This is a genomic window from Massilia oculi, from assembly GCF_017582745.1.
Classification (GTDB): Bacteria; Pseudomonadota; Gammaproteobacteria; order Burkholderiales; family Burkholderiaceae_D; genus Telluria; species Telluria oculi_A.
Genome location: NZ_JAFVIM010000003.1, coordinates 1 through 14,049, shown reverse-complemented (window position 1 = coordinate 14,049; position 14,049 = coordinate 1). Strand labels below are relative to the sequence as shown.

Genomic DNA, 14,049 nt, shown 5'->3' with positions numbered 1-14,049 from the left:
ACCTACTTGGCCCCGCCCAGGTGGCGATCCAGGAAGCTGCGCATCGCCTGCGCGATCTCGGCGCCGTGGGTCTCGATCGCGAAGTGGCCGGTGTCCAGGAACCGCACCTCCGCCTTCGGATTGTCGCGCTTGAAGGCCTCGGCGCCGGGCGGCAGGAAGAAGGGATCGTTCTTGCCCCAGATGGCCAGCAGCGGCGGCTGGTGCTGGCGGAAGAAGGCGTGCAGCTGCCCGTATTGCTTGATGTTCTGGCCGTAGTCCACCAGCAGGTCCATCTGCGGGTCGACGCCGATGCGCTCGATCGCCTCGTGGGCCAGCAGGTAACCGTCGGGCGCCACGGTCGACGTGTCCTTCACGCCCTCGACGTATTGCCACTTGAGCATGTCCAGGGTATTGAACTTGCGCAGCGCTTCCCGGTTCGCCGGCGTCGGATCGGCCCAGGCGGCCCGCATCGGCGCCCAGCCGGGACTCAGGCCCTCCTCGTAGGCATTGCCGTTCTGGCTCACGATCGCCGTGATCTTCTCGGGATGGCGCACCGCCAGGCGCCAGCCCACCGGCGCGCCATAGTCGAACACATAGATCGCATAGCGCTGCAGGCCCCTGGCGGTGGTGAAGGCATCGATCACGTCGGCCAGGTTGTCGAAGGTGTACTTGAACGACTTGTCCGCATGCGTCAGCCCGAAGCCGGGCAGGTCGGGCGCGATCACGCGGTAGCCGCTGGCCAGCTGCGGGATCAGGTCGCGGAACATGTGCGAAGAGGCGCCGAACCCGTGCAGCAGCAGGACGGCGGGCGCGTCCTTCGGACCGGCTTCGCGGTAGAACACGTCGACGCCCTTGACCTGGACCGTGTCGTAGCGCACGGCGGGCGCCTTTTCATTTACCTGAGCGGCTGCCTGGACGGCGCCGGCGCTGCCGATCGCGGCGGCCATGAACAGTGGTTTCAGAATGCTTTTCATGATGGGCTCCCTGTATTAGATGGGGTTATTTGAGTAACCTGTAAACGTATATGTAAGAGGTTATGAGTCCAGTATGGCACGCTTTCGGTAACTGTTCAAGTATAATATTGACGGTTATTGCGAAAGGAAGACCATGTCCGACAACAAACAGGAAGCCGCCCTGACCGAACCGCTGCTCGTGGGCGATCATCCGGCGCTCGACCTGCTCAATACGGAAGCGGGTAGCGGTGAGCAGTACGTCGATTTCTGGCGCAGCGGCGATGATGTGCTGCGCTGGCTGGGGCGTTGCGGCATCGATGCGGGCCAAGCGGGAGACGGGGCAGCAAAGGACGCCCTGTTACGGGACGCCAGGGAGCTGAGGGCGATCGCGCGGGAGCTGGTCGAGCAGCGCAAGCAGGGGGAGCGGGGCAATCCGGAGCGGATCAACCGTTACCTGGCGGCGATGCAGTCGGCGCCGGTGCTGGAGTGGAGCGAGGACGGCCCGCTGCTCAGGCGGCGGCTTTCCGCGCCGTCGCCGCAACAGGCGCTGGGGCAGGTGGCCGAGTCGGTGGCGGAGTTGCTGGCCAACGGGCAGTTCGAGTACGTGCGCCAGTGCGAGCATCCCGATTGCGTGCTGTGGTTCTATGACCGGACCAAGTCGCATCGCCGTCGCTGGTGCAGCATGGCGCTGTGCGGCAACCGCCACAAGGCGGCCGAATTCCGCAAGAGGACCCGCGCCGCGGCTTGAAAGGTTGGACCACCCGAATCGACCATCCGAATTGACCATCATTTACTGGCCTCGGCGGCCGGACCTTGCCATCATGCAGGTGAAATCCGCTGGCGCCTGCAGCGCTCCCATGCGCCCAGCCTGACTCCCGGAGCGTCGACGACAACGAGGAGCAACCATGAGCCTGAAAGACAAGCTGCCGGCGAACCCGCTCGGTTTCGGCACGGCGCCGCTTGGCAATATGTTCCGCAAGATCCCCGAGCAGGAAGCGGCCGACACCATCGACGCCGCCTGGCGCGAAGGTACGCGCTATTTCGATACGGCGCCGTTCTACGGGGCCGGCCTGTCCGAGATCCGCCTGGGCGAGCTGCTGGCGAAGTACCCGCGCGACGAGTACGTGCTGAGCACCAAGGTCGGACGCCTGATCCTGGACGAGATCGAGGACCCGGCTGCGCGCGAGCTGGGCGACAAGGGCGGCCTGTTCGAGCATGGCCGGCCGAACCGCATCGTCAACGACTACTCGGCCGACGCCACGCTGCGCTCGATCGAGGACAGCCTCAAGCGACTAAGGACAGACCGCCTGGAGATCGTCTGGGTCCACGACATCGCCCAGGATTTCTACGGCGATTCCTGGCTGTCGCACTTCGAGCAGGCCCGCACCGGCGCGTTCCGGGTCCTCGACCGGCTGCGCGACGAAGGCGTGATCAAGGCCTGGGGCCTGGGCGTGAACCGGGTCGAGCCGTGCGAACTGACGCTCGACCTCGAAGGAGCGCGGCCCGACGGCTTCCTGCTGGCCGGACGCTATACCCTGCTCGATCATGCACGCGCCTTGCAGCGCCTGATGCCGGCGGCCCTGAAACGCGGCGTGGAAATCGTGGTTGGCGGCCCTTACAGCTCGGGCGTGCTGGTGGGCGGCACGCATTTCGAATACCAGCCGGCCTCGCCCGAAATCCTGGCCCGGGTGGCGCGGCTCCATGCAGTGGCCGAGCGCCATGGGGTGCCGATCAAGGCGGCCGGGCTGCAGTTCGCGCTGGCCAACCCGGCGGTCGCGGCGGTGATCCCCGGCGCGAGCCGTCCGGAGCGGGTGGCCGAAGACCAGCTGGCGCTGCAGGCCGACATCCCGCCCGCCTTCTGGCATGAGCTGCGCGAACAAGGGCTGGTGGCGCCCGACGCGCCGCTGCCGATCGACGCGCAAGGGCGTTGAAGCCAGGACGGCGATTACGGCCGCTGGTGGGTCTCGATCGCCTTAACCGCCGGCCTTGCCTGCAGCGTCACCGATGCAGGCGCCAGGCCGTCGGCCGTCACCCGCACCGTGATCGGGCCGCTGGCGCCCGGCCTGGCGCGCACGATGCCCAGCACCAGTCCGTTGAAGGCGGCGCGCTCGAGCGACGGGAATGGCTCGAAGCTGGTCGGGTCGCCGTTGTCGGTGGCCACCAGTTCGCCCGGGCCCTCGACCGCGAAACGCACCCGCTGCATGCTGCGCGGCACATCGATGCCGGCCTTGTCGGCGATGCGCACGGTGACGAAGGACAGGTCGCGGCCATCGCCGTCGATCGTCGCGCGGTCGGCGCTGGCCTGCAGCGCGGCCGCCTCGCCCGCGGTGCGGCTTGACGCGCGCGCCCATTCCTTCCCGGCCTTGTAGCTCACCACGCGTACCTCGCCCGGCTCGTACTTGACCTCGTCCCAGCGCAGGCGGTAGGTGAACGGCGCCTTCTTCTTGCGGCCCTGCGACTTGCCGTTGACGAACAGCTCGGCCTCGTCGCCCGAGGTGAACACGTGCACCGGCGTGACCTGGCCGACCCGTTCCGGCCAAGTCCAGTGCGGCAGGATGTGGGCCATCTTGAGCTCAGGGCGCCAGCGCGACTGGTACAGCCAGAAGCGGTCCTTCTTGAAGCCGGCCAGGTCGAGGATGCCGGTGTAGGAGCTGCGCGCGCCATAGTACGGCGTCGGCTCGCCCAGGTAGTCGAAGCCGGTCCAGACGAATTCGCCGGCGACATACGGATGGCGGTCGAGCGAGGCGAATACCTTGTCGGCCGACGAGCCGAAATCGACGGCATACAGTTCGTAGGAGCTCACTTGCTGCAGCTTCGAATCGCCCCCGCGGCCGTCGCGCACGATCGAGCTGTCGGCGGGATGGACGGGGAAGAAATAGACGCCGCGGCTGCTGAACGCCGACGCCGATTCGCTGGTGAGGATCACCTTGTCCGGGAAGGCCTGGTGGAAGCCGGGATATTGCGGCGGCGTGCGGATGCGGTCGGTGCCTTCGAACTCCGGATCCTGGCGGATGCCTTCGCCCTGGTAGTTCAGGCTGATGATGTCCACCTCGGCCGGCAGCGGCATGTGCGGCTTGGCGTAGTTCATGGACAGGGTGGTCGGCCGGCTCGGGTCTTCGTCGCGCGCGATCCCGTGCAGGCGGCGCGCGAGCTCTGCGCCTTCCTTGTCGGTGTACTGCTCGCCGACCTCGTTCCCGATGCTCCACATGATGATCGACGGGTGGTTGCGGTCGCGCCGGATCATCGAGCGCAGGTCCTGCTCGTGCCAGTCGTCGAAGATCAGGTGGAAGTCGAGCGGCGTCTTCTTGCGCTGCCAGGAGTCGAACACCTCGTCCACCACCAGGATGCCCATGCGGTCGGTCAGGGCCAAGAGTTGCGGGTCGGGCGGATTGTGGGCCATGCGCAGGGCGTTGGCGCCCATTTCCTGCAGCAGTTCGAGCTGGCGTTCGGCCGCGCGCACGTTGAAGGCGGCGCCGAGCGCACCGAGGTCATGGTGGTTGTTCACGCCGCGCAGCACGATCTTCTCGCCGTTGACGAACATGCCTTCCTTGCCGTCGAAGCGCAGCGTGCGGATGCCGAACGGCGTTTCGACGCGGTCGACGACGCGGCCATCCTGGCGCACCGTCGTCACCGCCAGGTAGCGGTTGGGCTGCTGGGTCGGCAGCGGGCCCCACAGGCGCGGCTTGGCCAGCGTCGCCGTACCGTCCACGCTGGCACTGGCGCCAGGCGCGACGGTCGATGCGGGAGACGTCACGGTTGCCACCGGCTTGCCTGTCGGCTTGCCCTGGGCGTCGAGCACGAGCAGTTCCGTGACCACGTCGGCCTTGACCGGCGCCGTGCCCTTGTTGTCGAGGGTGACGCGCCAGGCCACCTGGGCCGATTCCTTCGATACCCGCGGCGTCGTGACCTGCACGCCCCACTGGCCGACGTGCAGCGGCGCCGTCTTGGTGATCCAGACGTTGCGGTACAGGCCCGCGCCAGGATACCAGCGCGCGGATTCGGGGGTGTTGTCGAGGCGGATCGCCACCTGGTTGGTGGCGCCCGGCGTCACGTAAGGGGTAAGGTCGATGCGGAACGAGTTGTAGCCATAGGGCCAGCCGCCGGCCAGGCGGCCGTTGACCCAGACGCTGGCATAGGCCATGGCGCCGTCGACGTCGAGGTAGATCTGCTTGCCGCGGTCGGCCGCGCTCAGGTCGAGCGTCTTGCGGTACCACGCCGGGCCCCAGGTCTTGAGACGGCCCATGCCGCCATACGGCCCGGTTTCCAGGAAGGGGCCGGCGATCGCCCAGTCGTGCGGCAGGCGCACCTGGGTCCAGGCGCTGTCGTCGAAGCCGAGGCGCGCGAACGGCGCATCGATGGCCGGGTCAAGCGCCGGCCGCGCATGGCGGCGTGCCGGATCCTTGATGAAGGCATTGCCGCTCGGGAGGATCCATGGCTTGAGCAGGGCCACGCCGCTGCGCTCGACCTGGACCGCCTGGTCGGGCCTGGCGTCGGCGTCCTTGCCGTCGGCCGACTTCTTGACCTCGGGGCGCACGTCGTACAGGTAGGGCGCCGAATTGCCGCCCGGGTCGCCCAGGGTAAAGCGCCAGCCGTCGTTGAAGCTGATGCGCTGGCGGCCTTCGGATTGCGCTGCGGGTGCGGCTGATTGGGTTGCCGGCTGCGCGCCAGCCGGCGCCATCGCCAGCGTTGCGCCGAGCGTCGCGGCCAGCAGGCAGGTGGCCATGAATGCGCGGGGCGCGGGCCTGCCTGCCATGGATGTTGGCGGATGTCGTTCCAAGTCTCCTCCTATCGATATTGTTATGCTTCAGGCACGTTATCCTGTAAGCCTACCATTGCTTAACTTAAAATGGTAGCGCATAACAAATATTGTTAGGGATAACTTTGGCCGCGCTTCCAGCTGCGGCCAGGAGACGACGGCCTCGTCAATACGTCGAATCCGCGCCTTTGGCGCCGGCCCGCCACACGTAGGGGCCGATGATCGTGCCGGTGAATCCGCCAGCCTTGCTGGTCGACAGGAAGGTCGCGTCGACCCCGGCACGCAGCTCGCGCCGCACGCCGCCGACAGTGTAGAAGAAGTCCATGCGGCCACCGTCGGCGCGGATCTCGAGGTCGATCGCATCGCCTTCCAGCGGTATGCTGGCCAGCAGGCGGTCGGTGTCGGACTTGGCGCGCACGGTCAGGGCCAGCACATTGCGCTGCCCGATGCGGGTTACCCCATAGAACAGGTGCGATGCGTCGCTCTGGTAGGCCACCAGTCCGGCGCGGTCGCCTTCACGGGCGGGACGAAAGCGCAGGCTGGTGCCGACCGTGGCGACGTGATGCTGCTGGCGGCGGGCGAGGAAGGCCGGGGTGGCGTCGAGGTCACCGAGCCGGCCGCGCGGATCGAGCACCAGGCGGCCCGCTTCCAGCCGGTGGAACGGCGCCGCCGGCGTGCGCACGCCGATCCACGCGTCGGACAGGAGGGCGCCATCGAATTCGTCGACATAGGCGAAGTCGCCCGAGAGCGGCAGCGCGGGGCGCGCCTGCGCCGGCAGCGCCGGCCGGGCGGCGGCGAAGGGAATCGGCTTGCCGTCCTCCAGTACCATCGGCCAGTCATCCTTCCAGGTGACCGGCAGCAAGAAGGTCTCGCGTCCGATGTTGTACATGCCGTCGCGGTAGGGGCGGGTGGCCAGGAAGGTCGCCCACCATTGCCCATCCGGGGTCTGGACGAATTTGGCGTGGCCGGCCGACGTCACCGGGTTCGGGCGCGCCGGGTCGAGCTTGCGCTGGCTGAGGATCGGATTGTGCGCGTAGGGCGTGAACGGGCCGCGCACGCTGTCCGAGCGGAACACCACCTGGGAGTGGTTGTCGCCGGTGCCGCCCTCGGCTGCGATCAGGTAGTAATAGGCGCCGCGGCGGAAGATGTGGGGGCCTTCGATCCAGCTCGGCTCAAGCGTGATGTCGACGCCGCCATTGACCAGCAGGGTGCGCTCGCCCTTGACGGCCAGGGCGGCCGGATCGAATTCCTGGACCCATATGGCGCGGTGGCCGTCGTAGCGGGGCTTTTCGGCCGGCGCGTCGTTGCCGACCAGGTAGACCTTGCCGTCCGTATCCCAGAACAGCGAAGGATCGATGCCGCCGAAGGCCAGTTTGACGGGCTCGGACCAGGGCCCCTCCGGCCTGGTCGCCGTCATGACCATATTGCCGCCGCAATCGACGCAGGTGGTGACCACGTAGAAGACGCCCTTGTGGTACGAGATGTCGGGGGCGTAGATGCCGCGCGACGAGCGCAGGCCCTGGAAGTTCGCCTGCGAGGGGCGGGTGATCACGTTGGCGATCTGGGTCCAGGTGCTCAGGTCGCGCGAATGGAAGAGTGGCAGGCCGGGGAAGTTCGTGAACGACGAGTTGATCAGGTAATAGTCGTCCTCCACGCGCAGCACGGAAGGATCGGGGTAGTAGCCGGACAGGATCGGATTGCGGTATTGGGAGGCGGTGGGCGTTGTCGTTTCCTGCGAGCGGCCTTCGTAGCTGAAGCGTTCGAAGAGGGCGGCTTCGGTCGGTACGCCGTGGATGTCGGGTCGGCCGCCCGGAGTCGAGCAGGCCGCCAATCCGGCCAGCGATGCGATCCCGGCCAGGGTGCGAAGAGAAATCATGATGACCTTGAAAGAGTAGTCCCTGCGGGGCGGATGGAAATCAGCGAGGGATGAAACAATTGATTGCGCAATCATTGTCGTTTATTAAATACTGAACTGCAACAATCTTGCATGTGGAAGATGCGTCGACGGGAGTCACGTTTGGACTATCCCAAATGCTCATGTCTAGAAATGTAACTAACCAACATAAAAAACTATTCCACTAGTTATCCGAAGAGATACGGACTACGGACGAAATAACACAACACATAGAAGCCACCAGGGAATGGTGGTCAATGATCGATGCGATCTGGCGGGGCAGGGCGTTGCAACAAACGACCAGAAATGAGAACTCCTGCAGTGGCGTTTGCATTTCTTCATAACGATACTTTCGGAGTTGCGGTATCCTCGTGGCAGGAGGAAATCGATGAGAGCTGACTTTCGGCTGGCGCGCATGCTGCATGCGCTGGTTCATATACACGGACGCAAGGGCACGACGAGCTCGGAAGAGCTGGCCGTCATGCTGGATACCAATCCGGTCCTGGTGCGCCGCATGATGGGCGGTTTGCGCGATGCGGGTTATGTGCGGTCGACGGCGGGGCGCAATGGCGGATGGGTGCTGGCGGTGGAACCAGACAGCATCACGGTGCTGGATGTTTACCAGGCGCTCGAGGAACCGGTGATCTTCGCCATCGGCGCGAATGTCGATCATCCGGGCTGTGTCCAAGAGCAGGCGATCAATGGCGCGCTCGAGGTGGCGATGTCGCAGGCGGCAGGCGCTCTGCTGCGCGAGTTCAGTCAGGTCAAGTTGTCGGCCTTTATTCCGCCCGAGGCAGCGTAAGCCGGAGCGAGCGCTGCCTGCGGGCGGTGCCGATCTTCACGGCGCGAATACCGCGCGCACGCAGCCGTCCTTCTTATGCTTGAACATGTCATAGCCGCGCGGCGCGTCCTCGAGCGAGAAGCGGTGGGTGGCGAGATAGGCCGGGTTCAACTCGCCTTTCTGCGCGTGCGCCAGCAGCCGGTCCATATAGGCTTGGCCATGCTGCTGGGCGGTGCGCATCGTCATGCCCTTGTTCATGATGGCGCCCATCGGGAACTTGTCGATCAGCCCGTAGACGCCGAGTACCGATACCGTTCCTCCCTTACGGCAGGCCATGATGGCCTCGCGCAGGGCCTGTCCACGGTCCGTTTCCAGGTGCAGCGCCTGCTTGACGCGGTCATAAGCGTATTGCGGCCCCGTGCCGTGCGCCCCCATGCCCACCGCGTCGATGCAGGCATCGGGACCGCGTCCGCCCGTCATTTCCTTCAGCACCTCCAGTACGCTGTCGACCTGCGTGTAGTCGATCGTCTCGGAGCCGGCCTGTTCGCGCGCCATCTGCAGGCGTTCGGGAAAGCGATCGATCGCGATCACCCGCTCCGCGCCCATCAGCCGCGCGCTCTGTTGCGCCATCAGGCCCACGCCGCCGCAGCCCCACACGGCGACCGTGTCGCCCGGCTGGATGTCACAGAAGTCGGCGCCCATATAGCCGGTCGGCGCCGCATCCGAAAGAAACAGCGCCGTCTCGTCCGCTACCCCGTCCGGGACCTTGAAGCAGTCATTGTCGGCAAACGGCACGCGCACGTACTGCGCATGCGCGCCTGCGTAGCCGCCGAAGGCATGGGTGTAGCCGTAGATGCCCGCGGTGGGATAGCCGCCCAGCAGCGGCTCCTGCAGTTCGGGCTTGGGATGGGTGTTGTCGCACAACGAGTACAACGAGTGTTGGCAATACCAGCATTGTCCGCAAACGATGAAAGAGGGGACGACGACCCGGTCGCCTTTCCTGACGCGCTTGACCGCGGGGCCGACCTCCTCGATTACACCCATGAACTCGTGGCCGATCACGTCGCCGGCCCTCATGGTCGGGATATCGCCGTCGATGAGGTGCAGGTCGGAGCCGCAGGTCGTCGACAGGCTGACGCGCAAGATGGCGTCGTGAGGATTGACGATCTCGGGATCCTTCACCGTGCCAACCCGCAGGTCGTTCACGCCGTTCCAGTAAAGTGCTCGCATGTCCTGCTCCTTCAGTGTGTGTCGGCGCGAGCGGCGGGCTGGCGCACGGTGGTCGGGATCTCGCCGGTCTCGACGAGGTTCTTGAAGCGCCGCAGCGCGCCGTCGGCGACCATGCGCAGGGGTATGGTTCCCAGCAATTCGAGGAGCCACTCGCCGAACGCGCCGCCGGGCGGTTCGAAGCGCAAGCGCAGGGTGACCACGGTCCCGCGGCCGGCCGGGGCGGCGTGGAAGCGGATCCATCCCTCATTCGAGACGGCGCCGTCGGACAGCGCACGCCAGCCCAGGCCATCGCCGGGCCGGTCCACCGTCTCGGTAACCCATTCGCAGGCGCGCCCGAGCGGACCCTCGATCTTCCAGTGCAGGTGGCCCGCGCCGGTGGCGCGCACGGTCGCGAAGCCGGACATGATTTGCGGCAGCGTGCCCGGGTCGAGCCAGTACTGGCGCAATTCGTCCGCGCTCTTGCTAATGGTGATCGAGCGCTCCACTTCCGGCGCCCGGTCGGCAGTCGCATGCCCGGTCTGCGTGCTGCGCATTGCGCCCAGCGCACCGGCGCCGGCGACCGCGCTCAGCGCGAGCGCCGCGGCGCCCCTCCTGCGGCCGCCGAGTCCGGCCACGATGGCGGCGCCACCCAGTGCGATGGGAATCCAGCCAAGATCGTGCGTCGGTCCACCGCGTGAGATGGTCGGTGATGCGGTGCCCGGTCGTGCGGCAGAGTGTCTGCTTGCCATGATTGAACTCCCGTGCTGATTGCCCGCCATGCGGACTGGTTGCTGACGGCGCCAGGCGCCGCATGAAGATGTCACTTGCGCGGCGCAGGCAGGCGCCACAGCTGGGTCGGCAGCGCCAGCGGCGCCTGCCGGTCGAAGAAGGCCGAATCCTGTATGCGCGAGCTGGTCACGTACAGGCTGCCGTCCGGTCCCTCGCTGAAGGTGTCGGGCCAGCGCAGGCGTGAATCCTGCTGCACCGTGCGCAGGGCGCCGCCCGGTCCTTCGGACAATCTGCGCGCCTTGATCGCGTTGTCTTCGATCGAGGTGAGATAGAGGATGTCGGCGCCGCGCCCGATCCAGAGGCCGTCCGTGGGCCCGACCTTGCCGTCCGACTGGACCTGGCTGGAGAGATCTTCTCTGGCCAGGCCGTTTCGGACGAGCGCGGCGCTCGGGATGCGATACAGGGTCGTGCCGGTGAGCGCTTTCCAGTACAGCCAGGCGCCGTCGGACGACAGGGCGATGCTGTCGGCGGCGAACAGCACCGGCCTCCCGTCCGGGTAACGCAGCGGTTTGCCATCGGTGCGAACTACAACGCCTTTCTCTGGTTGGGTGGACGGATGGCCGTCGAGTACCCGGCGCGCCTTGCCGCTGGCCAGGTCGACCACGACCAGGGCGCCGCGCTGTCCGGCATCGGTGAGGAAGGCATGCCTGCCGTCGCGCGAGAGGCGCACGTCGTTGAGGTAGGAACCGGGTATCGCGACGTCCTGGCCGAATTGGATCACCTGGGCCACGCGATCGGTAGCCAGATCGATGCGCACCAGCTTCGGTCCTCCTGGCACCAGGCCGTCGACGGCCGGAGCCGCAGGATCGACGACCCATACGCTGCCGCGACCATCGGCGACCACGCTTTGCACGCAGACCCAGTGCTGCGCTGGATCGAGCTCGTCGCGCCGCACGTTGCGCCAGGCGTTCCATTGCTCGTTGGGATAAGGGCGCAAGCTGCCGTCCTTCATGACTTCGGCGACCGATACCGGCGAGTCTTCCGTCCAGCGGGGGAAGTTGACGAAGATCCGGCCCCGTTCGCTGACCGTCACACCGGTGACCTGGTGTTCGAACTGGGCAGCCTGTTGTAGCGTGCTGCCGGCTCGACGGTGTTCGGGCTGGGCGGGAGAGGGCGCCTGGTCTTGCGCAGGCGCCGTCGCGGCGGAGAGGCCGGCGCCGGCAAGGACGAGTGCGAGAAAAGTGGCCGAGATTCGCATGACGCTTCCTTTCTGAAGACAGCAGCCTGCGCTGCAAGAACCCCGAGAACTGGACGCCGCCGATCGCCGGCGGAACATGGAATGCGCAAAGCTCCACCGATCCCCACCACCCCGCAAGGCTGTTTCGCGAGTTTGTGAAAACGTCCAAATATAGCGACTCGGCTGTGCTCGCTTCAATCGAATCGCCGCTTGCGGCGGCGCGAACGCGTGTCTACCCTGTGTCGATTCTGCCGCGGACTTTCGATGCGCCGGCGGCAGGCAGATGGTCCCGCGGGCGTCTTCCGCGGGTATCGCCAACCACTGCCAGAAGCTGGTGTCGCGTGCCGTCTTCGGTCGCGCAGGGCACGCTATTTCCTGGCAGCTCAAGGAGTAAATTATGAAAGCTGTTGTCTATCGAGGTCCCAACCAGGTCGCCGTCGAAGACGTGCCGGATCCAAAGATCGAACGTCCGACGGATGCCATCGTCAAGATCACCAGCACCAACATCTGCGGCTCCGACCTGCACATGTACGAGGGCCGTACCGATTTCGAGCAGGGCCGCGTCTTCGGCCACGAGAATCTTGGGGTCGTCATGGAAGTCGGTCCCGCGGTCGAACGCCTGAAGCCCGGCGACTGGGTCTGCATGCCCTTCAATATCAGCTGCGGACATTGCAGGAACTGCGAACGCGGCCTGACCGCCTACTGCCTCAAGGCGAACGAGCCCGGCGTGGCCGGCGGCGCTTTCGGCTTTGCCGACATGGGGCCGTGGCAGGGCGGGCAAGCCGAGTATCTGCGCGTCCCCTGGGCCGACTTCATGTGCCTGAAGCTGCCGCCAGACGCGGAAGAAAAGCAGTCCGACTACGTGATGTGCGCCGACATCTTCCCGACCGGCTGGCATGCGACCGAACTGGCCGGTATGAAGCCTGGCGATGCAGTGGTCATCTACGGCGCCGGACCTGTCGGCCTGATGGCGGCGCACTCTGCGATGATCAAGGGAGCGTGCAGCGTGATGGTGGTCGACTGCCATTCGGACCGGCTCAAGCTGGCCGAGTCGATCGGTGCGGTCGCGATCGATTATTCCAAGGAGGATCCGGTGCACGGGTGATGGACCTGACCCACGGACAGGGCGCGGACGTGGGCTGCGAATGCGTCGGCTACCAGTGTCACGACCATCATCATCACCGCCAGGAGCGTCCCAACCTCACGATGAACAACCTGGTCAACTCGGTCAAGTTCACGGGCGGGATCGGTGTGGTGGGCGTATTCGTTCCCGAGGACCCGAACGGCCCGGACGCGCTGGAGAAAGAAGGCAAGATCGCGCTCGATTGGGGCAAGCTCTGGTTCAAGGGCCAGCGCGTGGCCACCGGACAGTGCAATGTCAAGGCCTACAACCGGCAGCTACGCGACCTGATTCATGCCAGCCGCGCGAAACCTTCGTTCATCGTGTCGCATGAGCTGAAGCTGGACCAGGCGCCGGACGCCTACCAGCACTTCGACGTGCGCGATCACGGCTGGACCAAGGTGATCTTGCATCCTGGTTCCTAGCGCGGCAGGGCCTTGTCGCTGCGTCGTGCCGCTGCGCCTCGGACAAGTAAGCCTGCCGGCTTTCCTTGCGTCCGCAGCAGCCTGACCGGTTCGCACGCGGCGGTGCCAACGTCGATCTTTCGGGGCGTGATCGCTGGGGTCCCTGTGGATGCTTTATCGTAATTCCAGCAGTGGCGGAATTGAAGCCATTACGAAACTTGAGGAGTGGCAGTTACTGCCTCGACCATTTCCAGACCCGCATCCATCTGCCGTCAAGCTCAGGGGCGGCGCCATCGGCAAGGACGCCTCGCCACTGGAGTTTGAGGGGGCATGGAACGCGCCGACATCTGCGGTGGTCGATCCTCATGCGTGCGTTCACGGGCACAGAACGGTGAGGCGGCGTCGAGATGCCGCTTCGAGATCGTGCAGTGCGGGGCTGGGACTGGTCGATAAACCCATGCCAAGACGAACAACCGGTACTTCGCATTCTTGGTAGTTTAGGGACAGTTGAATCGCCACGAGTTCACTAGACACTCCTGAGCCTATAATTGTAGGTTCAAGGAGAAGTTATGAGCGGCAAGCGGTACACCGAAGAATTCAAGATTGAAGCAGTCAAGCAAGTGACAGAGCGTGGGCACGCGGCTACGGAAGTCGCTGCACGGTTGGGCGTAAGCTCGCACAGCCTGTACCAGTGGGTAAAGCGCTACAGCGCACCGCCGGTCGAGCGGCAGAAGATGGACGATCAGCAGGCTGAGATGAAGCGCCTGAAGGCCGAGTTGAAACGCGTTACTGAGGAGCGCGATATCTTAAAAAAGGCCGCCGCGTACTTTGCCAAGATGTCCGGGTAAGGTACGCCTTCATTCGCGATGCGCGCCATGAGCATTCGATCCGGCGGCTTTGCAAAATGATGGCGGTGCATCCCAGCGGTTTCTATGCCTGGCATGCCGAGCCGGAAAGTCAGCGGGCCCAGGAAGATCGGCGCCTCCT

At 65.7% G+C, this 14,049-nt stretch carries 9 protein-coding genes and 2 pseudogenes; 5 read left to right on the top strand and 6 right to left on the bottom strand.

The genetic code is table 11. The features are described from left to right. Positions 1-2: 2 nt before the first annotated feature. Positions 3-953, bottom strand: coding sequence for an alpha/beta fold hydrolase (locus J3U95_RS04240; protein WP_208277416.1), 951 nt, complete (start codon positions 951-953; stop codon positions 3-5). A gap of 133 nt (positions 954-1,086) precedes the next feature. Here J3U95_RS04240 and J3U95_RS04235 point away from each other — a divergent pair, with 133 nt between their 5' ends. After that, on the top strand, positions 1,087-1,680 hold the full coding sequence (locus J3U95_RS04235) for a CGNR zinc finger domain-containing protein (protein WP_208277415.1): 594 nt from the start codon (positions 1,087-1,089) through the stop codon (positions 1,678-1,680). Between the two features lie 157 nt (positions 1,681-1,837). Then, a complete protein-coding gene (locus J3U95_RS04230; RefSeq protein WP_208277414.1) occupies positions 1,838-2,863 on the top strand; it encodes an aldo/keto reductase in 1,026 nt (341 codons plus the stop codon). A gap of 14 nt (positions 2,864-2,877) precedes the next feature. Here J3U95_RS04230 and galB read toward each other — a convergent pair whose 3' ends face one another. Then, positions 2,878-5,655 carry a beta-galactosidase GalB gene (gene galB / locus J3U95_RS04225; protein ID WP_229519634.1) on the bottom strand — a complete coding sequence of 926 codons (2,778 nt, stop codon included), beginning with the start codon at positions 5,653-5,655 and terminating at the stop codon, positions 2,878-2,880. A 199-nt stretch (positions 5,656-5,854) separates the two neighbouring features. After that, the gene (locus J3U95_RS04220) at positions 5,855-7,564 is read right to left on the bottom strand and encodes a glycoside hydrolase family 43 protein (RefSeq protein ID WP_208277412.1); all 1,710 of its coding nucleotides are present in this window, start codon (positions 7,562-7,564) and stop codon (positions 5,855-5,857) included. Between the two features lie 406 nt (positions 7,565-7,970). Between J3U95_RS04220 and J3U95_RS04215 the strand changes: the two genes are divergently transcribed. Continuing rightward, positions 7,971-8,384 carry an Rrf2 family transcriptional regulator gene (locus tag J3U95_RS04215; RefSeq protein ID WP_208277411.1) on the top strand — a complete coding sequence of 138 codons (414 nt, stop codon included), beginning with the start codon at positions 7,971-7,973 and terminating at the stop codon, positions 8,382-8,384. Positions 8,385-8,420: 36 nt separating this feature from the next. On the opposite strand, the gene J3U95_RS04210 is transcribed toward J3U95_RS04215, so the two are convergent. The 3 genes from J3U95_RS04210 to J3U95_RS04200 form a co-directional block, all read right to left on the bottom strand. Continuing rightward, a complete protein-coding gene (locus tag J3U95_RS04210) occupies positions 8,421-9,593 on the bottom strand; it encodes a zinc-dependent alcohol dehydrogenase (protein WP_208277410.1) in 1,173 nt (390 codons plus the stop codon). Positions 9,594-9,604: 11 nt separating this feature from the next. Next, complete coding sequence (locus tag J3U95_RS04205; protein WP_208277409.1) at positions 9,605-10,321, bottom strand: SRPBCC family protein; 717 nt, start codon at positions 10,319-10,321, stop codon at positions 9,605-9,607. A gap of 71 nt (positions 10,322-10,392) precedes the next feature. Further along, positions 10,393-11,559, bottom strand: a complete 1,167-nt coding sequence (locus tag J3U95_RS04200; RefSeq protein ID WP_208277408.1) for an L-dopachrome tautomerase-related protein — start codon at positions 11,557-11,559, stop codon at positions 10,393-10,395. 376 nt (positions 11,560-11,935) lie between these two features. Between J3U95_RS04200 and J3U95_RS04195 the strand changes: the two are divergent. Beyond that, a pseudogene (locus J3U95_RS04195) lies at positions 11,936-13,083 on the top strand (glutathione-independent formaldehyde dehydrogenase). 548 nt (positions 13,084-13,631) lie between these two features. Further along, positions 13,632-14,049 (top strand): annotated as a pseudogene (locus J3U95_RS04190) (transposase); the annotation flags it as partial.